Genomic DNA, 21,728 nt, shown 5'->3' with positions numbered 1-21,728 from the left:
GGAAAGACCATGTGCATGACAGGGCATTCGCGGTGGATAAGGCGGAGGAATCAGACCCGACAGGTCCGACTCCAGACCTGAACGGATGCAGCGGAAGACGGGCAGGCGAAACGGCGTTCGACGGAACGCGCCAGACAGACGATGTCGGCCAGCAGACCTGAAAAGAATGGGTAACTGCGACAACCGGACGCAGGCAGGCGACGGAGGCGGCGGGAAGGAAGTCGCGGAAGGTCTGGTGGATGACCCGGCGCGCCGGAACGAACGAGCAGAAACGAAAAAGCCCACCTGTTCAGGTGGGCTTCTCGTCGTCGACCAGGAGATGCCTGGGCGAACGTCTATATGGTGGGTCGTGTAGGATTCGAACCTACGACCAATTGGTTAAAAGCCAACTGCTCTACCGACTGAGCTAACGACCCGAAATTTGGATTGGTCGGGGTAGAGAGATTCGAACTCCCGACATCCTGCTCCCAAAGCAGGCGCGCTACCGGACTGCGCTATACCCCGTTTTGGAAGTTGGCTCCGCGACCTGGACTCGAACCAGGGACCCAATGATTAACAGTCATTTGCTCTACCGACTGAGCTATCGCGGAACTTCACATTTCCAATCTCTGCGGCTTCGTCTTTCAGATTGCTGCTGCAGAGGCGCGCCATTTTACGTATGGCGAATCGGCTGTCAACCCCTTAAAAGCGATTTTATTCAGTGCTTTGCAGTTGATGCGCCCGCTGCTATATCTGTGCCTCATCCGACACAACGCAGGACGCGCCGGCCGCAAGGCCCAGGCGACAGGGCCCATGAGCCGCCAAGATACACCGCCTCCTCCCCGCCCGGTCGCCACGCTGGCCAACCGAGGTATCCAACCGCGCTTCGGCGATCTCGTGCTGGGCTGTCGCAAGCTGGTGATGAACCACCTTGCCGAGCACCTGACCGGCGTCTTCGCCCAGGTCGACGACACCCTTTTCGAATGCGCGGAAAAAGCTGAGAACAATCAGGTGCAGACGCTGTTCTTCGACAGCATGCGCGAGATCCGTCGACAGCGGCCGCACATCGAACGCCTCTACCACCAGCGCATCGCCCAGCAGTTCGGTGACTTCATGGAGGGCCGCGAGCCCGAGGCGAAGGTCACCCAGCTGGACGCCGACCATCTGGAACTGATCCAGAACGAGGTCTACGAAGAGAGCCTGCTGGTCACCAACATGGTCAGCCGGGTCAAGGCGCGTTGCGCCCAGCCACTCTTTGCGCTGGACCAGCGCCTGGCGCTGCTCAACAACGGTCGCAAGCTCGGTGAGGACAGCAACCCCTTCGGCCCCCAGGTCATCGCCCAGTCATTCCGCGATGCGCTGCAGAACATGCCCTTCCCCCTGCGCATCAAGACCATCCTTTATATGCTCTTCGACCAGCAGGTGATGCAGGGGCTGGATGGTCTGTACGACGGGCTCAACAAGCGCCTGATCGATGCCGGCGTGTTGCCCAACCTCAAGTACACCGCGCAACACCAGGCCGCCCCTGCCAAGCCGCAGCCCCGTGAGCCGGCTCCGCGCCAGGATGCCCCCGCGCCCGCCTCCTCCGCCCCGGTCGCGCCGCCGGCCGATCTTTCGGCACCGCCCCCCCAGGAACCTGGTGCGCTGTACAGCGGCCTGTCGGCACTGCTGGAGGAGCATCGCCGGCTCAACCAGGAAGCCGGGGTCGCCTTCACCGGCACACCCAGCATCGTCAGCTATGCTCCTCAGGGCGCAACGCGGACCTACAGCGCGGCCGACCTGCTGGAAGCGCTGAACCGCTTGCAGCAACAATCGGCCCACGACCTGGCCTCACGCCTGCAGCAGCCCCAGCGGGTCGAGGGCCTGAAGGCGGACCTGCACCAGCAGCTGGAAAGCCACAGCGCGCAGCCGGGCCAACAAAAGGTGGCCGAGCAGGAAGCGGACGTGATCGACCTGGTCGGCATGCTGTTCGACTTCATCCTCGACGACGACAGCCTGCCGGACACCTGCAAGACCGCCCTCTCCCACCTGCACACGCCCTACCTGAAGGTGGCGCTGCAGGACAAGGCGCTGTTCACCCAGCATCACCACCCGGCCCGCCGCCTGCTCAACACCATGGCCCAGGCCGGTGCGCTGTACGGCGGTGAAAGCGAGGAGAAAGGTCTGCTGGCGAAGATGCAGTGGGTGGTGGAGCGGGTGATCCACGGCTTTGCCGGCGATCTCCAGCTGTTCGACTCCCTGCAGGACGAGTTCAACGAATACGTCGCCACACTGCGCCACAAGGTCGAATTGCGTGAGCGCCGCGCGGTGGAAGCAGCCAAAGGCCGCGACCGCCTGCTGGAAGCCCGTCAGCGCTCGGTGGACGCCATCGCGCGCCTCCTCGAAGGCCGCGAGCTACCGAAGATCATCCGCCACTTCCTGGAGCAGACCTGGAGCGACGTGCTGGTGTTCGTGCTGCTGCGCCACGGCGACGCTGGGGAGGAATGGCGACGCGCCTGCGAGGTGGCCGACCAACTGGCCTGGAGCGGCACCCCGCTCGATGCCCGGGGGCGTGAGCGCCTCCAGGGGCTGCGGGTCGGGATGCTGGAAGACCTGCGCAAGGGGCTGGAGCTGCTCGGTGGCTACCACGAGGACGGCATCCGCCGCCTGCTGCAGGACCTGGTGGCTTGCCAGCACGCCGTGCAAGGCAAGCAGCCGCAGGTTGCGGCACAGCTCAACCCGGAACTGCCGAAAAGCCCGCTCAGCGAAATGCTGGGTGAAGACGCCAGCCTCGCGGAACGTCGGCCCGCCACCCTTTCACCCCGCGCGCAGGCGCTGGTCAAGGAGCTGGAAAGCCTGGAGTTCAACACCTGGTTCGAGTTCGTCGAGAACGGCCAGAGCCGCACGCTGAAGCTGTCCTGGTACAGCCCGACGACCCACAACTACATGTTCGTCGACCACAGCGGCCAGCGCGTGGCGATCAAGCCGATCACCCAGCTGGCGCAGGACATGGAGCGCGGCAACGCACGCATCGTCGCCCCCGAACACAACGTACCGCTGATGGACCGGGCGCTGGGCGCCATCTACCGGGTCCTGCAGCGCTTCACCGGCCGCAGCCCGCGAGCCAACTGAGGAGCCACCATGGAAGACCGCCGTCATCACAGTCGCCACAACGCGGGCATCCAGGTGGAGGTCTACGACCTGCATTCCGGCAACCGCCTGGGCCGCGTGGTGGACCTCTCCCTGGATGGCTTCATGCTGTTCAGCGAAGCGCCGCTGGCCACCGATTCCGTCTGGGAGTGCCGCCTGGTCCCCGCCGAACCCGTGGACGGCATCACCGAAGTCCGCCTCGGCGCCGACTGCCTCTGGAGCCGCCCCGGCGCGGACGGCCAGCACGCCTGGGCGGGGTTCCACATCATCGACCTGGCGGAGGATCAGGCCAGGGCGTTGGAAGTGGTGTTGGGTCGGATCTGACTCCTCCTCCACCATCCTCAAAACAGCAAAAAGCCCCGCTTCATGAGCAGTCGAGGACTGCACACGAAGCGGGGCTTTTTTACAGGCCTTACCAGCAGCTGGCTACGGTCGCGCCTGCACCCGAAACGCCTTTGACGCCCCGGCTATCCAGGGTGAGGTTGCCGCAACTGTCGGCCGCTTGCCCCCCCTGTGGCTGGGCAGTCAGGATGACGCACCGGGCAATGGTCGTACCCGCACAAGCGTTTGCGGTGATGTTGTAGCGCTGGCTTTCGGAAATCACCGCCGCCCCCTGGGCTATTGCATTCCCGGAAGAGTCGCGGAAGGCGAGGCCATTGGTGCCCAGGTTGTTGGTGTAGGTCTGGTTCTGGGAATAGAAGCGCTCCTGGGCCTGCATGATCTGCATCATCGTGGCCTGGCCGTCACTGCGGCCGGTCCGCATCACGTAACGCTGGTAGTTCGGGTAGGCGATCGCGGCAATGATGCCGATGATCGCCACCACGATCAGCAATTCGACCAGGGTGAATCCCTTGGCTCTGGTCATCAGTTCTCTCTCCAGTAGAGGCCTTGGATGGCTTTGTTGGTTTCGCAGATTTCAGCACCATCCACGCAACCCTTGTTGCTCGGATCGACCAGGCAGTTCTCCGCACCACACAGCAGCCCGACCGACTTGTCGTCGCGCAGGATAGTCGCGGGCTTCGACGGAATACCACCATGGGCCAGGTCAAAGCTGCGCTTGGCGGTCTTGGTGCCATTGACGGTCTCGGTGAAGACGGCACTCGCATCCACCAGGTTGAGCGCGTAGAAGCGACCGCGGCCAACGTCCGGACCGCAGGTGGTGACCTGCTGGCCGCTGGGACGGAAGGTGGTGAACAGCACGGAGCCAGCGAAGCTCACCGAGCTGGACAGCACTTTCTCGCCACTGGGGAAGCGGATGAACCAGCCGCTGCTCTGGGCCAGCAGGGTCGGGTTGGGGGTGTAGCTGTCACCGGGGGTGAGCTGTGCATACAGGGCGTTGATCTCGGCACGCTTGGTCGGGATACCGGAGGCTGCATCTGCCCGAGCTTGTTCGATCAGGTAGTTGTAGGCCTCGAACTGGGTCAACGGCGGCGTGGTATCCGCCGCAGTGGCCGCAGCGAGCTGGGTTGCATTGAGCACGTTGGAAGCCGTGTTGTAAGCGCGGTTGGCCAGTGCTTGCAGATCCGCCTGCAAACTGGACGCCTGGCCGGCCAGGGTGACCCGGTCAGCTTCCAGAGTGGTGAGCAGGTTGGACTGGGTGACCAGCGGCGAGCTCACAGCCTCCAGGTTGGTTTGCGTCTGCGCCTCGTTGGCAGCCAGCAAGGCGCTGCTGGTGGTCCCGGCAGGCGCTGCAGGCAAACCGCTTGGCAGCAGGCTATTGAGCGCATTCTTGGCCGAGCTCAGATCCGCCAGCTTGCTGGTAGCGTCAGCAGTGTTGCCTTGGTTGTAGGCGTCGACGATGGCAGCCTGCAACTCGGCGATCTGGCTGATCTTGTCATTGATTGCAGAAAGGTTCTGGATCAGGCCGTCACGCACACCGTAGGCCGCCGAGTTCTCATAGTTGCTATTCAGCGTGGCCAGATCCGACTCCAACGTGGTGGTATCCGATCCCGCCGCCTTGGCGGCGGTGATCTGGTCCTGCTTGGCCAGGATCGCGCTGTACTGGCTGCTCAGGGACGAGTCGCTCAAACCGGCAGTGATTCTGGCTTGCAGGGTACCGATGTTGCCTGCCGTGGTGCTGTTCAGCTCCGAAGCCTTGAACGAACTGGCATCAGGACTGGTGGCATTCAGGCCATTCAGCTGCGACAACGCAGACTGAGCCGCCACGACCAGGCTGTGAGACTGGGTCTGGCTGCCGGACTCCGTCGCATGCGCAACCACATAGGGGTCGTTGCGCAGAATGGTGTCGATGGCGGCCTGCTTCTGGTTGATGGAGTTGTTGACACCGACCAGGGTGTTCAACTTGTCCGTGTAACCAATGCTGGCCTGGTAGCTCGCCAGATTGGCCCGTGCAGTGGCTTCATTGGCATTGAGCGTGTCGATCTCGGCCCGCTTGGTGTTGATCTGGTTCTGGATGCTCTGGGCCTGGGCACTGGTCAGGTTCACGCTGCTGACGTCGACCAGGTTGCTCTCGGTGATGGAGGTGTAGCTCGTCGGTGCGGCATAGACGTTCTTGTCGCGAATGACATAGAAGCGATCCAGCGCTGCTTCGCTGAGCGGGTGGCCGCGATAACCCGAGCCGATGGAAATAGTGAAGTAGGTGTCCCCGCCACGCTCCTTGATCAAGGCGACGTCGGGCTGGTTGTAGAAGCGACGGTTGTTGCTCGCATCGGTTCCGCCCAGGGCAGCCACACGCCCCCCGGTGGCGAAATCGCTGGCTCCGCCGTTACCGGACTTGATGTCGAAACGGAAGATCTGGCCACGGGTGTCTGCAGTGAAGATGGTGTCGATCAGACCATCGCCCCCAATATCGATAAGCGCCGGATCACCGGGCATGCTGTTGGTCATGGTAGACAGCGTCAGATTGGCATCGCTGTCCCCCGTGGGACCGGCCATCCACAGTTTCTGGCCGGTGTCCGCATCCACGACGTAAAGCGCGTTGCCAGAGCTGTCGCTTTTCGGGTTGTCCGGAATCGCATCGTTGTCCTGGGTGGTGTCATAACCCCCGGTGAAGATCAGCACTTCCTTGGTTTGGCCGTTCCACTTGACCTTGGCGTACTTGGGCGTGGACCAGGTCTGGCCCAGTCGGGTGAAACCGGTACTGCCACCCGAGCCACCACGAATGACCCATTTCAGCTTGGGCTGGATGGTTGAAGTATTGCCCTGGGTGCCGGGGGACATGTCCAGGGCATAGTAGTTACGCCCACCGCGCCCCATACCGGCGTAAAGAACCACAGTGGAAGCGTTACGGATCTGGGTGGTGGGGTTCACGTTTCCGTACGTCACCTTCAGGTCGAATTGACCATCGATGCCGTACTTCTTGTTGGCGCTGCCCTTGGGATCGTCGTAGTACGCCTTCAGGTTCGGCAACAACTCCTTCGGAATGAAGGAGAACAACTCATTACCAGTGCTGGGGTCGATGGCGCCGATGAAGCCCTCGTTGGTGCCGTAGAACAGCACGAGGCTGTCCTGCGCTGTGCCGTTGGCAATGCGCTCGATGCTCTCGTCACTGGCGTAGGCCACCACTTTCGGAGCGTTGTGCAATACGTCGCCGATCTGCGCCCTGACGGAGCTGTCCGCCGGGTCAGTACCCCGGGCCCAGGTCAGCAGGTTGGTCTTGTAGGCGTCTGCCATGCTGGCATCACCCAGCATTGTCTTGGTCAGGGAGGTATTGCTGGTAGACAACAGATGGGCGCTGCCCGTCAGGTTGACCGAACCCGTGCTCCCCGGATCACGGTTGCCGCCGGTGTAGGTGTAGAGGTTGCGGGCACTCGGGTTGGTCAGACGACTTGCGGCGCCACCCAGCGAAGCATTCTTGCCGTCCACCACGTTGGAGGGCGTCCAGTAGCTCTGTGCGCTGTCCAGGAAGAAGCCGGTGGACGTATCCACGGCACTACGCCCGTTGACATCGGTTACCACCAAATTGCCGCTGGCATCCGAAGTTGCCTTGTACTTCTTCACGTTACCCAGCCAGCGAGCCCCTTGGGCCGGGCGGAACAGGGCGTAGTAAAGGTCATTACGGTAACCGAAGTTGCTGTATGCACTGACGGATACGGTGGGGGTGGTGAACGTTGTGTTGTCAGCAAGGATGTCCACCAGGATAGAGCGCAGCGATGTGACCAGCCCTGAGGTGTCGTTGGTGGTGAAGAACTTGCCCTGGCCCAAGGTGGCCGTGTCATCCAGCAGACGGGTATCGCTGATGCTGCCGAAGCCCACGGTGTAGGTGGAGATCGTCTGCTTGCCGGTAACGGACGCCGGCCCGTTGTCATTGTTCGCCAGCCATTCCGCAAGGCCAGGCATCCAGCAACCCGCATTTGCCTCGCCGTCAGTGGGATAGCCACGGTTGCAGGAGGTGTAGATGCTGTTGGGCGTGCCGGTACGCACCAAGGAGGCAATTGCAGAGTTACTGCTGCTGTCCCCGTTGGGCAGGCCGTCAGTCAGAACGATGATGCTCGACTTCTGGCAGGAGTTCTGGATGGGGGAATTGTAGGTAGAGCCAGAATAGGACGCCCGATCGCTGTTCCACGGAGAAACGAACGCGGCCCCTTTCCAGTCCTCGATGTAACCAGTCGATTGCCGGCCGTAAATGATGGAGCCGCCGCGCAAGTATTGCGCAGCCTCGTGATAAGCCTCCAGAAGAGGAGTGGCGCCACTTGCGTAGTAGCTATTCAGTTGGGTCTTGAAGCTATTGGCAACGGTGCCGGCCTGCTGAACCGGAACGTTGACGAACCCGCCTTCATTGTTCGCGCTGAAACGAACCAGACCGATGTTCGAATCGTTGGAAAGTGCAAGCTCGTCCACCAACTGTCCAACGACTTGCTTGACGACCTGGATACGCGTGAGCTGTCCGTTGTTGACCCGATTGGTACGCGCCTCGGTACTGGTACACCAATCACGAGGAATACCGGTGGAGGAGTTATCAAGAGGCACCAAGGATCTGCAGTTGGTCCCCGGAACTCCACTCTGCATGGAACCCGAGGTGTCGATCACGAACATGATGTTGGGACGGACACGCTGATCCGCCGGGAGATCGCGGGTGGTGTAGATCTCGGTGTCATCGGCCAGCGCTGTGTTAAGGGACAGTGCCAGGTAGGTGAACGCGGAGGCGCCAAGGGCCAGCTTTCTGGTAACGCTCATGGGTCTATCCTCGGCGTCAGTTCAGGAACAATTCGGTAACGGTAGGCAGGCCGGTCGGGGTGTAGAACACCGAGCCTTGCCAATCGATCTTCAAACCGAGGCGGGCGAAGTCAGTCGCTTCGCCGCGCAGGTACACCTTGGTCTGGTCGTTCACCTCAAGGCGTTGCGGAGCGCAGGTCGGGCAAGCGGTAGTGAGCACATACCCCTTGACGGGCTCGCCAGGCTTGCTGGTCAGGCTGACAATCAGCGTGGCACTTTCGATGTACTTCGGCGGCGTTTCGTCGACCTCCTCTGCAACCCCATGCAAGGCAAAGCCGGAAACGAAAAGCGCCAGTAAGAATGGGATCAAACGGTTCATATGCTGGCCTCGTTCACTTGAGGTTGAAGAAGACCAGGCCTTGTGCCTGATCGGAAAGAGCACCGCCAAATCGGGTGGTCGCCTTGATCTCGTACTGCTGGCAGGTGTAGTTGCCGAAGGAGTACCCCTTGCCGAAACTCGCACAGTCCAGTTGGCCGACACTGCGGATGGTGTTGGTCTGGGAGTTGTCGCTGTTACTCGATGTAGGTAAGGGAACGATCGAGGTCAGGGAAATAGGTCTCCTCAGGGAGGGGAAAAGAGACAGCGAATTGACCCAGTTGGGGTCGTTCTCATTCGTCGATGTGGCGAGGGTGCCGTTTGTTGCAGACATCAGTGGCTGACGGTTCGCCACCACATTCAAACTGAGCAGTTGAGAACGAATCTCGGTCTGGCTTTGCTGGTATGCGGTATTGCGAAACTGGTTGCTGCTGGCCATGCGTTCGTCGTTGGTCGCGAAGCGGACTGCGGTGATGCCCGCCGCAGTCAACACGACAAGAAAGACCAACGCGACGATCAAGGTGGCGCCTGCCTGGCGTTGCAGCGGTCGAAGGGACTGCATATGTGCGTTTCCTAGAGATTCTTGAACTGGACGGTGGTGGTGAACACCTGGCGCGCACGACCGTCGTTGGAGGAAAACGGTGCGGCATCCAGCAGGTAGTAGTTCCGCTGGACGGGGGCCGGGTTCAGGACATCAACCGAGTTGGCCAGTACGGCGATACGAACGGAGACAACCTTGCCCCAGTTGCTGACGCGATCCGCCGAGACGTACTGATTCACGCTCTGGGAATTGCCACCGGTATCGATGCCATAGAGCACCTGAAGAGAATCAATGCCATCGATAAGGCGCTGTTGCGAACTCCACTCACCCCCGGTATCTCGCCTAAAAGAGCGACATGCCAGAGAAGACGTAGGGTTATTTGCATCCGAACCCAATATAAAAAAACTGTTAACAATCAAAACATTGTCTGGAACTTCACGTCCGGCACAATCGCGCTTGGCACCGTCGATGATCGGAGGTTCGAAAGTGAAACCCACCACATCGGCGGCGCTACCGTTGCCATTGAATGCACAAGGATTGCTGCCGCTGTTACCGAGACCACAGACCGTTCTTTCCACCGGAAAAGGACGGCTCAATGTGGAGCCAGGGGAGGTATAACCAGCCTGGCGAGCGCTTTGGGTAATGAACTCAAGGGCAAACCGCCCGTTCTCTTGCAGTTTCGCCATGGCATCGTTGGTGGCGAACGTCTGCTTGCTGGAGATGAAGACCTGGATGATGCCCAACAGCAGGATCAGCCCGAGGGTCAGACCGATCATCAACTCGACCAGGCTCAGGCCGCGTTGGCGATGAAGAGTGATGACGAAATGCTTGTTCATCGTTGCACCTGCGCACTGCTGGTCAGGTTTTCCCCGGCCGCGTTCTTGCTGGCCTTGCTTTGCCAAGTCGCCGTGACACTCAGCTGAGTTCCGGATGCGACAACGGCGAGGGGTTGCGTGCCACTGGCTGCCAGGCCCAGGAAGTCGCGACTGGTGTAGCGCCCTGACGCTGCCGTCGCGTTGGCACCGTATGCGGTGGTTCCGCTGTAGGAGCACTGGGCCTCCCAGCGGTCATAAGCCGCCATCTGGGCAGCGGTGCAATTGGTCCCGTTCACCTTGGCGCCCGTAATGGGGTCGTAGTAGTCACTGCAGCGCTGGGCCGGCAGGTTGGAACAGTTGGGGGCGGTGGTGTAGTCACTGGTACCGGCCTCCTGGTTCGCACGGATACGCTCCGCCAGGTCCTGTACGACCCAGGTTGCCTGGGTTCGCTGGTTGCTGTCCCCGGAGCTCTGCAGTGCGCTGAGCTGAAGTGCCGCAAAACCGAGCAGGCCGACGGCGAAGATCAGGAGGGCAATCAGCACCTCGATCAACGAGATCCCCGCCTGCGTGGAAACGTTATCAACAGGACGCATCGCGGTTCACCTTCTTGATCGAAGCCTTGCCCATGGCATTGAGAGAGACACAGCGTGCGCTGCCGTCATTGTCCTGCAGGCGCTCCGAGGTCACTTTGAAGGACTGAGCGCTGATGCCTGAGAGCAGCGTCCCATCACGCCGGAAAGTCAGCTTGTTGGTGGACTGCAGATAAGGTGCATTGAGCGTGACATCCGTCGCCCCCTGGAAGGTGCGTATGACCTCGGCGCTTGTGCAGTCATTGATGGTGGCAGGCCCTATGCACCAGCCATCCGTCCACCCGTCCTCGCTGTTGGTCATGGGCAGCACCACCACATTGGCGTTGAGCTTGGTCGCTTCGATACGGGCCACAGCCAGGGCATTCATGAGTTCGCTGGCCTGCCCGGACACCCGCTGCCGGACAATGAACCCGCCCATGGCGGGCAGGGCGATTGAAGCAACGATCCCCATAATGAGGATGGTCACCAGAAGCTCGATGAGACTGAATCCGCGTATACGTTCCATGGGTACTTCCTCTGCGCAGGCTGTAAGCTAGCGAGCCGAAACTCCAACCTCAAACAGCATGGGATGGCCGGCGTGGAGGAGCGTACGAGCGGCTGTCGTACAGAGATGCGGCTATTCGCCGCCGTGCTTCATGCGCACCCGACCTTGGCGATTGATGATAATCCGTCGCTCGATTCGAGATGTTGATGCACTTACTAGAAACGTGCCGTTAGTGGTTGATGTCAGGCCACTTCCATTGAAATGCACTGCTCGTTTGTTACCGAACCCACCCCAGTGGAGATCGATACCTGGCGGCACATCCAGTATCGAGATCAGATGATCAGGAGACGACAGCGCACGGTGCGCGCCGTCATCGAAGAACGTGCTCAGGACGCCGTTCCAGTTGCGGGTGCATTGCCCCTGGGTATCGAGCGGACATAGCGTCACGCGGCGTCCCTCGGTAAGCGCCAGGTGGCGAGCCTGATGAGCAGCATGAGCAAGGTCGCGACTGAAGCCCGCGACGCGATTTCCCATCACCCAAGACAGACCGCTGGGCAGGAACATCACGATGATGGCCGATAGCACCGCAAGAGAAACCAGTTGGGAAGCCAAGCCCATTCCACGATTCTTACGTTCCATTTGTCCTTGCTCCAGTTCCATGGAGTGACTCAGTAGTCAGGAGGTCTTCGTGTCGGTCCTTGTTGTAGGCGGAGGGGTCATCGGGCTTCTCACTGCCCTGGAGCTGGCCAGTGCCAGCGAAGTCATGCTCGTCGAGCGTTCGAACGTGGGACGCGAGGCCTCCTGGGCCGGAGGCGGAATTGTATCCCCCCTCTATCCCTGGCGTTACAGCGCTGCAGTGACGGCCTTGGCTCATTGGTCGCAGGATTTCTACCCAGGCCTTGGGGAGAAACTGCTGAAGGCCACCGACCTGGATCCGGAGGTGCACACCACCGGCTTGTACTGGCTGGATCTGGATGATGAGACCGAGGCCCTGGAATGGGCGCGCCGTGAAGGGCGTCCGCTTCACGCAGTGGACATGGCTTCCGTGCACCGGCAGGTGCCGCCCCTGGGCGCAGGGTTCGAACGGGCCATCCACATGCCGGGTGTGGCCAACATCCGCAACCCGCGCCTCGCGCAGTCACTGCGTACTGCGCTTCTGGCGCTTCCCAACGTCACGCTCCATGAGCAGACGGGAATCGACAGTTTCATCGTCGAAGGGGAGAAGGTGGTCGGCGTCAGGATCGGCCATGAAGAACTCCACGCCGACCGCGTGGTGCTTTGTGCAGGCGCCTGGAGCGGCGAGCTGCTCGCAACGCTCGGCCTTTCGCTGCCGGTCGAGCCGGTAAAGGGGCAGATGATCCTCTACAAGTGCGAGCCGGGTTTTCTGCCCAGCATGGTGCTGGCCAAGGGGCGCTATGCCATCCCGCGCCGGGATGGTCACATCCTCGTGGGCAGCACCCTGGAGCATGAAGGTTTCGACAAGACGCCTACCGACGTGGCGCGGGAGAGTCTCCAGGCTTCTGCGGAGGCGCTGATTCCTGCGCTGGCGAAACAGCCCATCGTCGGGCACTGGGCGGGGTTGCGGCCGGGCTCGCCCGATGGCATCCCGTTCATCGGACCGGTGCCGGGGTTCGAGGGACTCTGGCTCAACTGCGGTCACTACCGCAACGGGCTGGTTCTTGCGCCGGCCTCCTGCCGGCTGTTGGCGGACCTCATGCTGGGGCGCGAGCCGATTGTCGACCCCACCCCCTACGCGCCCAGCGCTCGCCTTTGACCTGCCTGGGGATCAGTCGATCCCCAGCTTCTTCAGCCTGTAACGCATGGAACGAAAGGTCAGCCCAAGACGCTGGGCTGCTGCCGTGCGGTTCCAGCGGGTCTCTTCCAGGGCCTGCATGATCAGCTTGCGCTCGATCTCCTCGAGGTAGTCCTCGAGGTTGTCGATCTTGGCGAGGTCCGCCTCGCCGCCTTCTGCCGCGCCAGCAGCCTCAGTGAAGCGCAGGTCATGGGGCTGGATCTGGTCGTTTTCGCACAGGGTGTAGGCCCGCTCGAGCATGTTCTCCAGCTCGCGCACGTTCCCGGGGAAGCGGTAGGTCTTGAGCTTCTCCAGCGCATCACGGGTAAGGGTCGCGGCCGGCAGCGAGCAGGCTTCGGCCAGGCGCTTGAGCATCACGTCCGCCAGGCGGGGAATGTCTTCGCGGCGCTCACGCAACGGCGGCACCCCCAGTTCGATCACGTTGAGCCGGTAGAACAGGTCCTGGCGGAATCGCCCGGCAGCCACCTCGGCAGCCAGGTCCTTGTGAGTGGCACTGAGGATGCGCACGTCCACCACCACTTCCTGCTGGCCACCAACGGCACGTACCGCCTTCTCCTGAATGGCCCGCAGCAGCTTGACCTGCATGGGCAGCGGCAGGTCCGCCACTTCGTCGAGGAACAGGGTGCCGCCGTGGGCAGCCTGGAACAGGCCCTGCTTGTCCTCGATGGCACCGGTAAAGCTGCCCTTCTTGTGGCCGAAGAACTCGCTCTCCATCAGCTCCGACGGAATGGCACCGCAGTTCACCGGCACGAAGGGGTGACTGGCGCGCGGCCCTTGCTCGTGGATGAGTCGTGCGACCAGTTCCTTGCCGCTTCCCGACTCGCCGCTGATGTAGACGGGCGCCTGGCTGCGGGCGAGTTTCTGGATCTGGTTGCGCAACGCCCGCATGGGGGGCGATTCGCCCAGCAGGCGGCTGTCGACGCTGGCTTCTTCATCCGACTCGCCGCTGCGCAGCCGCAGGGCAGTCGCCACCAGCTCGCGCAGACGGCCAAGGTCCACTGGCTTGGTCAGGAAGTCGAAGGCGCCGGCCTTGAGGGCATTGATGGCGGTATCGAGGCTGCCGTAGGCCGTGATCATGGCCACCGGCACCTGGGGATGGCGCTGCTGGATGTACTGCACCAGCTCCTGCCCGGTGCCATCGGGCAGGCGCATGTCCGTGAGGCAGAGGTCGAACGGTTCGCGGGCCAGCCACTCGCGGGCCTCCTTGACGTTGCGGGCGCTGCGGGTGTCCAGCTTCATCCGGCCGAGGGTGATCTCCAGCAGTTCGCGGATATCGGGCTCGTCGTCGACGATCAGGGCTCTCTGTCGGGTCATGGTCAACTCAGTTTTCGCGGATGGGCGAAGGTGATGCGGAAACAGCTGCCGCCGCCTTCGCGGGGTCGATAGTCAAGGCGGGCCTGGTTGCTCTCGCACAGCTCGCGGGAGATGTACAGGCCGAGCCCGGTGCCCTTGTTCTCCGTGGTGTGGAAGGGCTCGAACAGGTGATGGAGCTGCTCCTCGGCGACGCCGGGGCCGTCGTCCATCACTTCCAGTATGGGCAGGTCGCTCTCGGCGTCACGGAAGAGTTTCAGCCAGACCTGCCCCTGGCGGTGCTTCTGCGCGCTGTAGCGCAGGCCGTTCTGCACCAGGTTGGTCAGCACCTGTGTGAGCTGGTGGGGGTCCATGCGGGTCTGGATACTGCCCGGGTTCGTCTCCAGGTGAAGGGTCTGCCCCACCGGTGAAGCGCTGCGGAACTCGCTGGCGAATCGGTGCAGCCAGTACTTGAGATCCAGCAGCTGGGGTTCCGACTGGCGGCGCCGCGACAGTTGCAGGACGTTCTCGATGACGAGGTTCATCCGCCGGGAATGATCCTGGATGATCTGCGCCAGGCGGCGGTCGGGCCCCTCCAGCTCTTCGGACTCCTGCAACAGCTGGGCGGCATGACTGATGGCGCCCAGGGGATTGCGGATCTCATGGGCGATACCGGCGGTCAGCCGCCCCAGGGAAGCCAGCTTCAGCTGCTGCGCCTGCTGGGCGATCTGCGAGATGTCTTCGAGGAAGACCAGCGTATCCAGCTGCTCGCCACGCTGCAGCTGGACGAAGCTGGGCTGTAGCACCGTGCCATCGGGTACCGGCTGCAGGCTCTGGGGGCGCAGGGTCGGGTTATCCCACCACTGCTCCAGCCGCTTGAGCAGCTCCGGGCAGTGCGGCCCGAGGGGGCGCCCCGCCAGCCCGTCGTGCCCCAGCATCGCCTGGGCAGCCTGGTTGGCCAGCAACACCCGGTGACGGCTGTCCAGCACCAGGATGCCGGTGCGCATGCGCTGCAGGATGAGCGCGTTGAGCGCTTCCAGATTGGCCACGTCGGCAGCACGCTGCTCGGCCAGGGTCTCGCTCAACTGCAGACGCCGGCTGATGCCCTGCACGAACAGGGCGCCTGCAAAGCACAGGGCACCGAGCGCACCGGCCTGTACGTACTGGTTGGCCGCTTCCGGGCGGGACAAGCTCAGGTAGAAGGTCAGGTAGATCATCCCGATGGCGGCGACGGCGGCGATCAGCAGCCCGATACGCCCACGCAGCAGGATGTTGGCAATGGCCACCGCAACGATGATCAGGTTGCCGATGCCGCTGGGCGAACCGCCTGCTGCATAGAAGATGCAGGACAGCAGGATGACGTCCACCAGCGCCAGGCTGAACACCTGCAGCATGTGCTGGGGGCGGCGCACCATCAGCGCAATGAGGATGTTCAGCAGCAGGTAGAACCAGCTGGCATTGCGGAACAGCTGGACACGGGCCAGGTTCAGCAGCTCGCTGTCCAGCTCACTGGAAATCAGCCCGACCAGCGCCAGGCCGATGAGCAGGCGATACAGGTTGTAAAGGCGGAAGATCCGTCGGATCTGGTTGCTCGCCAGGGAGGGCGACTCAGTGCTCGCCACTGGCCTTGCCTTGTTCGAGGTGGGCCTGGCTGCAGTACCAGCGCTGGGCACTGGGCAGGGCTTCGGACTGGGGAACGTGGACGCCACACTGGGCGCAACGAACCATGGGGCTGGCGGCCGGCTCGGCGGGCGGGGCCTCCTGGCGGGGCGGGCGGGCCTTCATGCGGCGCCATACCCATACGGCAGCAAAAATGACGGCAATCCAGAAGATCAGGCGCAACATGCGTCGAACTCGAGTGTCCGGGGAAAGGCCAGCAGTTTAAGCCAAGGCGTTTCCCCACGCCCAGCAGCTAAAGGCAGTGCTGTGCACTGTGTCCTCGCCGGCATGAAAAAAGAGGCCCGCAGGCCTCTTTTTATTGTCCATCCGCCTCAGTCGAAAAGGCCGAAGGTCATATAGCTGAACCAGGAGCGCTTCTTGCCGCCGGTATCGCCACCAGCTGAGGCGTTCTCGGGCTGGAGCTCGTCCGGGATTTCTTCCCTGGCATCTTCGTACTGCTTGATCACGTCCTGGTTGGCGCGGGTCTGGCCCGGGGGCAGCGGCGCTTCGCTTTCGATCAGGCCGAGGGTGGCCTTGGCCAGCCAGCTGCGGTTGTCGGCTTCGTCCTCGCGGGGCACGAACTGGCCATCGACCAGGCTCGGGTGCTCGGGGTAGTTCAGCTTCAGGGTTTCCAGGCTGGTCGCGGCCAGGTCATCCAGACCCAGGCGCTGGTAGGACTCAACCATCACGGCCAGGCCATCGCCCACGGCAGGGGTGCCCTGGAAGTTCTCCACCACGTAACGACCACGATTGCCGGCGGCGACATAGGCCTGGCGGGTCAGGTAGTAGTGGGCAACGTGGATTTCGTAGGCGGCCAGCAGGTTACGCAGATAGACCATGCGCTGCTTGGCGTCCGGCGCGTAGCGGCTGTGGGGGTAGCGGCTGGTCAGCTGGGCGAACTCGTTGTAGGAGTCGCGGGCGGCACCCGGGTCACGCTTGGTCATATCCAGCGGCAGGAAGCGCGCCAGCAGGCCACGATCCTGTTCGAAGGAGGCCAGGCCCTTCAGGTAGTAGGCGTAGTCGACGTTGGCATGCTGCGGGTGCAGGCGGATGAAACGCTCGGCGGCCGACTTGGCGGCCTCCGGCTCGACGTTCTTGTAGTAGGCGTAGATCAGCTCGAGCTGGGCCTGCTCGGCGTAGCGCCCGAAGGGGTAGCGGGACTCGAGGGCCTTGAGCTTGGCGACGGCGCTGGAATAGCTCTTGTTGTCCAGGTCGGACTGAGCCTGCTGGTACAGCTCGGACTCGCTCAGGTTCTCGTCGACCACTTCTTTGGAGGAACACGCGGCGGTGAGGGCGAGAATGGCGATCAGCAGCAGGTGTTTCACTTGCATGGTGGCTTGCGTCCCTGTGACGGTCCGCTGTCTTGGGCGGAGCCGTCCTGTTATGATGGGCGCCCTGGGCTTTCCCAGGACAAAGACGCCGTATTTAACCACAAGCGCGTGGCCGAAACCAAAGGCTGCGCCCCGCCGTTTTCGAGCATGTCCCTGACCAATAAACAGGCCATCCAACTGAGTGCCGAGGTGCCGTCCGATTTGGGCGGGCAACGCCTGGACCAAGTTGCCGCACAACTCTTCGACGAACACTCCCGCTCCCGCCTGTCCGCCTGGATCAAGGAAGGGCGACTCACCGTGGACGGCCAAGTGCTCCGCCCCCGCGACACCGTCTATGGCGGTTCCGTGCTGGCGCTTGATGCCGAGCTGGAGTCCCAGGGCGAGTGGGTGGCCCAGGACATCGAGCTGAATATCGTCTACGAGGACGACCACCTGCTGGTGCTGGACAAGCCCGCCGGCCTGGTGGTGCACCCGGCGGCCGGCCACATGGACGGCACCCTGCTCAACGCCCTGCTGCACCATGCCCCCGACCTGGCCAACGTGCCCCGGGCCGGTATCGTGCATCGCCTCGACAAGGACACCACCGGCCTGATGGTGGTGGCCAAGACCCTCGAAGCCCACACCAAGCTGGTCGCCCAGTTGCAGGCCCGGACCGTCAGCCGCATCTACGAAGCCATCGTCGTCGGCGTGATCACCGCGGGTGGCAAAGTCGACGCGCCCATCGGCCGCAGCTCCCAGCAGCGCCAGCGCATGGGCGTGGTGGCCGGTGGCAAGCAGGCCGTCAGCCACTACCGCGTGCTGGAGCGGTTCCGTTCCCACACCCACACCCGGGTCAAGCTGGAGACCGGCCGCACCCACCAGATCCGCGTGCACATGGCCTACATCAACCACCCGCTGGTGGGTGACCCGGTGTACGGCGGCCGCTTCCGCATTCCGCCGGCAGCGAGCCCGACCCTGGTACAGACGCTGAAAGAATTCCCCCGCCAGGCGCTGCACGCCCGCTTCCTGGAGCTCGACCACCCGGAAACCGGTGATCGCATGAAGTGGGAATCCCCGCTGCCCGATGACTTCGTCTGGCTGCTGACCCTGCTGCGGCAGGACAACGAGTCCTTCGTCTGATGACGGGCTGGCTCACGCCCGACTGGCCCGCCCCCACGCGGGTCAGGGCCTGCGTGACCACCCGCGCCGACGGCGTCAGCCTTCCGCCCTACGACAGCTTCAACCTCGGTGACCACGTCGACGACAACCCCGCCGCCGTCGCCAGCAACCGCCTCAAGCTCACGACCACCCTCGGCTGCCAGCCCGCCTGGCTCAGCCAGGTACACGGCACCCGCGTGGTCGAAGCCGATCCCTCCCGCGTAGAGACGGCTGACGCCAGCTGGAGCCAGACCCCCGGCATCGCCAGCCTGGTGATGACCGCCGACTGCCTGCCCGCGCTCTTCTGCAACCGCGACGGCACCCGTGTCGCAGCCGCTCATGCAGGCTGGCGCGGCCTGGCAAACGGTGTACTGGAAGCCACGCTGGATGCCCTGGCCACACCGACGGACCAGATCCTGGTCTGGCTCGGACCGGCCATCGGCCCGGACGCCTTCGAAGTCGGCCCGGAGGTCCGCGACGCCTTCATCGCCCAGCACGCCGAAGCAGACGCCGCCTTCCGCCCCAGCGCAAATGCCGGCCGCTACCTGGCGGATATCTACGCCCTCGCCCGCATCCGCCTCGCCGCCCGTGGCATCACTGCGGTTTATGGCGGCGGTTTCTGCACCGTCAGCGACCCGCGCTTCTACTCCTACCGCCGCGCCTCCCGCACCGGGCGCTTCGCGAGCCTCGTCTGGCTGGCCGATTGAGCCGCTGACCTGCATCAAGGCCGGGCACCTTGAATCGCCCAGAATCGTCCTTATCTACACTGCATCCCGGCGAGCTCATCGTCTTCGGGGCGCTCATCGCCCCAGCCCGCCCCCTAGAGGAAGGACTGCCCCCATGCGCATAGATCGACTGACCAGCAAACTCCAACTGGCGCTGTCCGACGCCCAATCCCAGGCCGTCGGCCACGACCACTCGGCCATCGAGCCGCTGCACCTCATGCTCGCCCTGCTCGACCAGCAGGGCGGCTCCATCAAACCTCTGCTCATGCAGGTGGGCTTCGACATCGCCGCCCTGCGGGCGGGCCTGACTAAGGAGCTCGACGGCCTGCCGAAGATCCAGAACCCCACCGGCGACGTGAACCTGTCCCAGGACCTCGCCCGCCTGCTCAACCAGGCCGACCGCCTGGCCCAGCAGAAAGGCGACCAGTTCATCTCCAGCGAACTGGTGGTGCTGGCCGCGATGGACGAAAACACTCGCCTGGGCAAGCTGCTGCTCGGCCAGGGCGTCACCCGCAAGGCCCTGGAGAACGCCATCGCCAACCTGCGAGGCGGCCAGGCCGTGAACGACCCCAACGTCGAGGAAGCCCGCCAGGCCCTGGACAAGTACACCGTCGACCTCACCAAGCGCGCCGAAGACGGCAAGCTCGACCCGGTGATCGGCCGTGACGACGAGATCCGCCGCACCATCCAGGTCCTGCAGCGCCGCACCAAGAATAACCCCGTGCTGATCGGCGAGCCTGGCGTCGGCAAGACCGCCATCGCCGAAGGCCTGGCCCAGCGCATCATCAACGGCGAAGTGCCCGATGGCCTGAAGGACAAGCGCCTGCTGGCCCTGGACATGGGCGCCCTGATCGCCGGTGCCAAGTTCCGTGGCGAGTTCGAAGAGCGCCTCAAGGCCGTGCTCAATGAACTGTCCAAGCAGGAAGGCCGCGTCATCCTCTTCATCGACGAGCTGCACACCATGGTCGGCGCTGGCAAGGCCGAAGGCGCCATGGACGCCGGCAACATGCTCAAGCCTGCCCTGGCCCGTGGCGAACTGCACTGCGTTGGCGCCACCACCCTGGACGAGTACCGCCAGTACATCGAGAAGGACGCCGCCCTGGAGCGCCGCTTCCAGAAAGTCCTGGTGGACGAGCCCAGCGAGGAAGACACCATCGCCATCCTCCGTGGCCTGAAGGAGCGCTACGAGGTGCACCACGGCGTGACCATCACCGACGGCGCCATCATCGCCGCCGCCAAGCTCTCGCACCGCTACATCACCGATCGCCAGCTGCCGGACAAGGCCATCGACCTGATCGACGAAGCCGCCAGCCGCATCCGCATGGAGATCGACTCCAAGCCCGAAGCCCTCGACCGCCTGGACCGCCGCCTGATCCAGCTGAAGATCGAGCGCGAGGCCATGAAGAAGGAAGAGGACGAGGCCGCCATCAAGCGCCTGGCCAAACTGGAGGACGACATCCTCAAGCTGGAGCGCGAATACGCCGACCTGGAGGAAATCTGGAAATCGGAGAAAGCCGAAGTCCAGGGCTCCGCCCAGATCCAGCAGAAGATCGAACAATCCCGCACCGAACTGGAAGCCGCCCGCCGCAGGGGCGACCTGAACCGCATGGCCGAGCTGCAGTACGGCATCATCCCCGACCTGGAACGCAGCCTGCAGATGGTCGACCAGCACGGCAAGCCGGAGAACCAGTTGCTGCGCAACAAGGTGACCGACGAGGAGATCGCCGAGGTCGTCTCCAAGTGGACCGGCATCCCGGTGGCCAAGATGCTCGAAGGCGAGCGCGACAAGCTGCTGCGCATGGAAGACGAGCTGCACAAGCGCGTCATCGGCCAGCATGAAGCCGTGGTCGCCGTGGCCAACGCCGTGCGCCGCTCCCGCGCCGGCCTGGCCGACCCGAACCGACCCAGCGGCTCCTTCCTGTTCCTCGGCCCGACGGGCGTGGGCAAGACCGAGCTGTGCAAGGCCCTGGCCGAATTCCTCTTCGACACCGAAGAGGCGCTGGTGCGCATCGACATGTCCGAGTTCATGGAGAAACACTCCGTGGCCCGCCTCATCGGTGCCCCTCCGGGCTACGTCGGCTACGAGGAAGGCGGCTACCTGACCGAAGCCGTGCGTCGCAAGCCCTACTCCGTCGTGCTGATGGATGAAGTGGAGAAGGCCCACCCGGACGTCTTCAACATCCTCCTGCAGGTGCTGGAGGACGGCCGCCTGACCGACAGCCACGGCCGCACCGTCGACTTCCGCAACACCGTGGTGGTGATGACCTCCAACCTCGGCTCCGCGCAGATCCAGGAGCTGGTGGGCGACCGTGAGGCCCAGCGCGCGGCGGTGATGGATGCCGTCAGCAGCCACTTCCGCCCGGAATTCATCAACCGGATCGACGAAGTCGTGGTGTTCGAGCCCCTGGGCCGCGACCAGATCGGCGGCATCGCCAGCATCCAGCTGCAACGCCTGCGCAAACGCCTGGCCGAACGCGACCTGAGCCTGGAGCTGAGCCCGGAAGCCCTCGACAAGCTGATTGCCGTTGGCTACGACCCGGTCTACGGCGCCCGCCCGCTCAAGCGCGCCATCCAGCGCTGGATCGAAAACCCGCTGGCCCAGCAGATCCTCGCCGGCCAGTTCGCCCCAGGCGTCGCCATCCACGCTCGAGTCGAGGGGGAGGAGATCGTCTTCGACTGATCCATCGCACCCTCCATGCCGCCCATCCCTGATGGGCGGCATTTTTCATGGGCAATGAAAACGG

General features: G+C 63.4%; 18 protein-coding genes and 3 tRNA genes. 6 read left to right on the top strand and 15 right to left on the bottom strand.

Annotated elements, in window-relative coordinates; translation table 11 throughout:
* Positions 1 to 340: 340 nt before the first annotated feature.
* From RTK35_RS12170 to RTK35_RS12160, 3 genes are all read right to left on the bottom strand, one after another.
* Positions 341 to 416, bottom strand: a tRNA-Lys gene (locus RTK35_RS12170).
* An 11-nt stretch (positions 417 to 427) separates the two neighbouring features.
* Positions 428 to 504 (bottom strand) — tRNA-Pro (locus RTK35_RS12165).
* A gap of 10 nt (positions 505 to 514) precedes the next feature.
* Positions 515 to 590 (bottom strand) — tRNA-Asn (locus RTK35_RS12160).
* Between the two features lie 202 nt (positions 591 to 792).
* On the opposite strand from RTK35_RS12160, the gene RTK35_RS12155 reads away from it, so the two are divergent.
* Both RTK35_RS12155 and RTK35_RS12150 read left to right on the top strand, forming a co-directional pair.
* The gene (locus RTK35_RS12155; RefSeq protein ID WP_316908112.1) at positions 793 to 3,090 is read left to right on the top strand and encodes a DUF1631 domain-containing protein; all 2,298 of its coding nucleotides are present in this window, start codon (positions 793 to 795) and stop codon (positions 3,088 to 3,090) included.
* A gap of 9 nt (positions 3,091 to 3,099) precedes the next feature.
* On the top strand, positions 3,100 to 3,432 hold the full coding sequence (locus RTK35_RS12150) for a PilZ domain-containing protein (RefSeq protein WP_069559840.1): 333 nt from the start codon (positions 3,100 to 3,102) through the stop codon (positions 3,430 to 3,432).
* A gap of 88 nt (positions 3,433 to 3,520) precedes the next feature.
* Here the strand turns inward: RTK35_RS12150 and RTK35_RS12145 are convergent, their stop codons facing one another.
* The 8 genes from RTK35_RS12145 to RTK35_RS12110 form a co-directional block, all read right to left on the bottom strand.
* Complete coding sequence (locus tag RTK35_RS12145) at positions 3,521 to 3,973, bottom strand: type IV pilin protein (protein WP_316908111.1); 453 nt, start codon at positions 3,971 to 3,973, stop codon at positions 3,521 to 3,523.
* Positions 3,973 to 8,244: a PilC/PilY family type IV pilus protein gene (locus RTK35_RS12140; RefSeq protein ID WP_316908110.1), complete on the bottom strand. Its 4,272-nt coding sequence runs from the start codon at positions 8,242 to 8,244 to the stop codon at positions 3,973 to 3,975. The genes RTK35_RS12145 and RTK35_RS12140 overlap by 1 nt, the downstream gene beginning before the upstream one ends.
* Positions 8,245 to 8,260: 16 nt before the next feature.
* A complete protein-coding gene (locus RTK35_RS12135; RefSeq protein WP_160481506.1) occupies positions 8,261 to 8,602 on the bottom strand; it encodes a hypothetical protein in 342 nt (113 codons plus the stop codon).
* A gap of 13 nt (positions 8,603 to 8,615) precedes the next feature.
* Positions 8,616 to 9,161: a PilX N-terminal domain-containing pilus assembly protein gene (locus RTK35_RS12130; RefSeq protein WP_316908109.1), complete on the bottom strand. Its 546-nt coding sequence runs from the start codon at positions 9,159 to 9,161 to the stop codon at positions 8,616 to 8,618.
* Positions 9,162 to 9,172: 11 nt separating this feature from the next.
* On the bottom strand, positions 9,173 to 9,976 hold the full coding sequence (locus tag RTK35_RS12125) for a PilW family protein (RefSeq protein WP_316908108.1): 804 nt from the start codon (positions 9,974 to 9,976) through the stop codon (positions 9,173 to 9,175).
* Positions 9,973 to 10,548 (bottom strand): type IV pilus modification protein PilV, encoded by a 576-nt coding sequence (gene pilV / locus RTK35_RS12120; protein ID WP_316908107.1) that lies wholly within the window; start codon positions 10,546 to 10,548, stop codon positions 9,973 to 9,975. The genes RTK35_RS12125 and pilV overlap by 4 nt, the downstream gene beginning before the upstream one ends.
* A complete protein-coding gene (locus RTK35_RS12115) occupies positions 10,535 to 11,050 on the bottom strand; it encodes a GspH/FimT family pseudopilin (RefSeq protein ID WP_316908106.1) in 516 nt (171 codons plus the stop codon). The genes pilV and RTK35_RS12115 overlap by 14 nt, the downstream gene beginning before the upstream one ends.
* Before the next feature lie 111 nt (positions 11,051 to 11,161).
* Complete coding sequence (locus tag RTK35_RS12110; RefSeq protein WP_316908105.1) at positions 11,162 to 11,689, bottom strand: GspH/FimT family pseudopilin; 528 nt, start codon at positions 11,687 to 11,689, stop codon at positions 11,162 to 11,164.
* Between the two features lie 28 nt (positions 11,690 to 11,717).
* Here RTK35_RS12110 and thiO point away from each other — a divergent pair, with 28 nt between their 5' ends.
* A complete protein-coding gene (gene thiO, locus RTK35_RS12105; RefSeq protein ID WP_316908104.1) occupies positions 11,718 to 12,803 on the top strand; it encodes a glycine oxidase ThiO in 1,086 nt (361 codons plus the stop codon).
* 12 nt (positions 12,804 to 12,815) lie between these two features.
* On the opposite strand, the gene RTK35_RS12100 is transcribed toward thiO, so the two are convergent.
* From RTK35_RS12100 to RTK35_RS12085, 4 genes are all read right to left on the bottom strand, one after another.
* Entirely contained in the window at positions 12,816 to 14,156 is a 1,341-nt protein-coding gene (locus tag RTK35_RS12100) for a sigma-54-dependent transcriptional regulator (protein ID WP_044410357.1), read from the bottom strand.
* A gap of 2 nt (positions 14,157 to 14,158) precedes the next feature.
* Positions 14,159 to 15,754: a sensor histidine kinase gene (locus tag RTK35_RS12095; RefSeq protein WP_074973001.1), complete on the bottom strand. Its 1,596-nt coding sequence runs from the start codon at positions 15,752 to 15,754 to the stop codon at positions 14,159 to 14,161.
* Entirely contained in the window at positions 15,741 to 15,977 is a 237-nt protein-coding gene (locus RTK35_RS12090) for a PP0621 family protein (RefSeq protein ID WP_172432732.1), read from the bottom strand. The genes RTK35_RS12095 and RTK35_RS12090 overlap by 14 nt, the downstream gene beginning before the upstream one ends.
* A 146-nt stretch (positions 15,978 to 16,123) precedes the next feature.
* Complete coding sequence (locus RTK35_RS12085; protein WP_044410365.1) at positions 16,124 to 17,122, bottom strand: outer membrane protein assembly factor BamD; 999 nt, start codon at positions 17,120 to 17,122, stop codon at positions 16,124 to 16,126.
* A 147-nt stretch (positions 17,123 to 17,269) separates the two neighbouring features.
* On the opposite strand from RTK35_RS12085, the gene rluD reads away from it, so the two are divergent.
* The 3 genes from rluD to clpB all read left to right on the top strand — a co-directional run bounded on the left by rluD (position 17,270) and on the right by clpB (position 21,664).
* Positions 17,270 to 18,241, top strand: coding sequence for a 23S rRNA pseudouridine(1911/1915/1917) synthase RluD (rluD, locus tag RTK35_RS12080; RefSeq protein WP_316908103.1), 972 nt, complete (start codon positions 17,270 to 17,272; stop codon positions 18,239 to 18,241).
* Entirely contained in the window at positions 18,241 to 18,966 is a 726-nt protein-coding gene (pgeF, locus tag RTK35_RS12075; RefSeq protein WP_316908102.1) for a peptidoglycan editing factor PgeF, read from the top strand. The genes rluD and pgeF overlap by 1 nt, the downstream gene beginning before the upstream one ends.
* 133 nt (positions 18,967 to 19,099) lie before the next feature.
* Complete coding sequence (gene clpB, locus RTK35_RS12070) at positions 19,100 to 21,664, top strand: ATP-dependent chaperone ClpB (protein ID WP_316908101.1); 2,565 nt, start codon at positions 19,100 to 19,102, stop codon at positions 21,662 to 21,664.
* Positions 21,665 to 21,728: the final 64 nt, after the last annotated feature.

Source organism: Pseudomonas sp. zfem003, assembly GCF_032621675.1.
Lineage (GTDB): Bacteria > Pseudomonadota > Gammaproteobacteria > Pseudomonadales > Pseudomonadaceae > Metapseudomonas > Metapseudomonas otitidis.
Note: the sequence above shows the minus strand (reverse complement) of the source record. Positions and strands in the feature narration are given on the sequence as shown.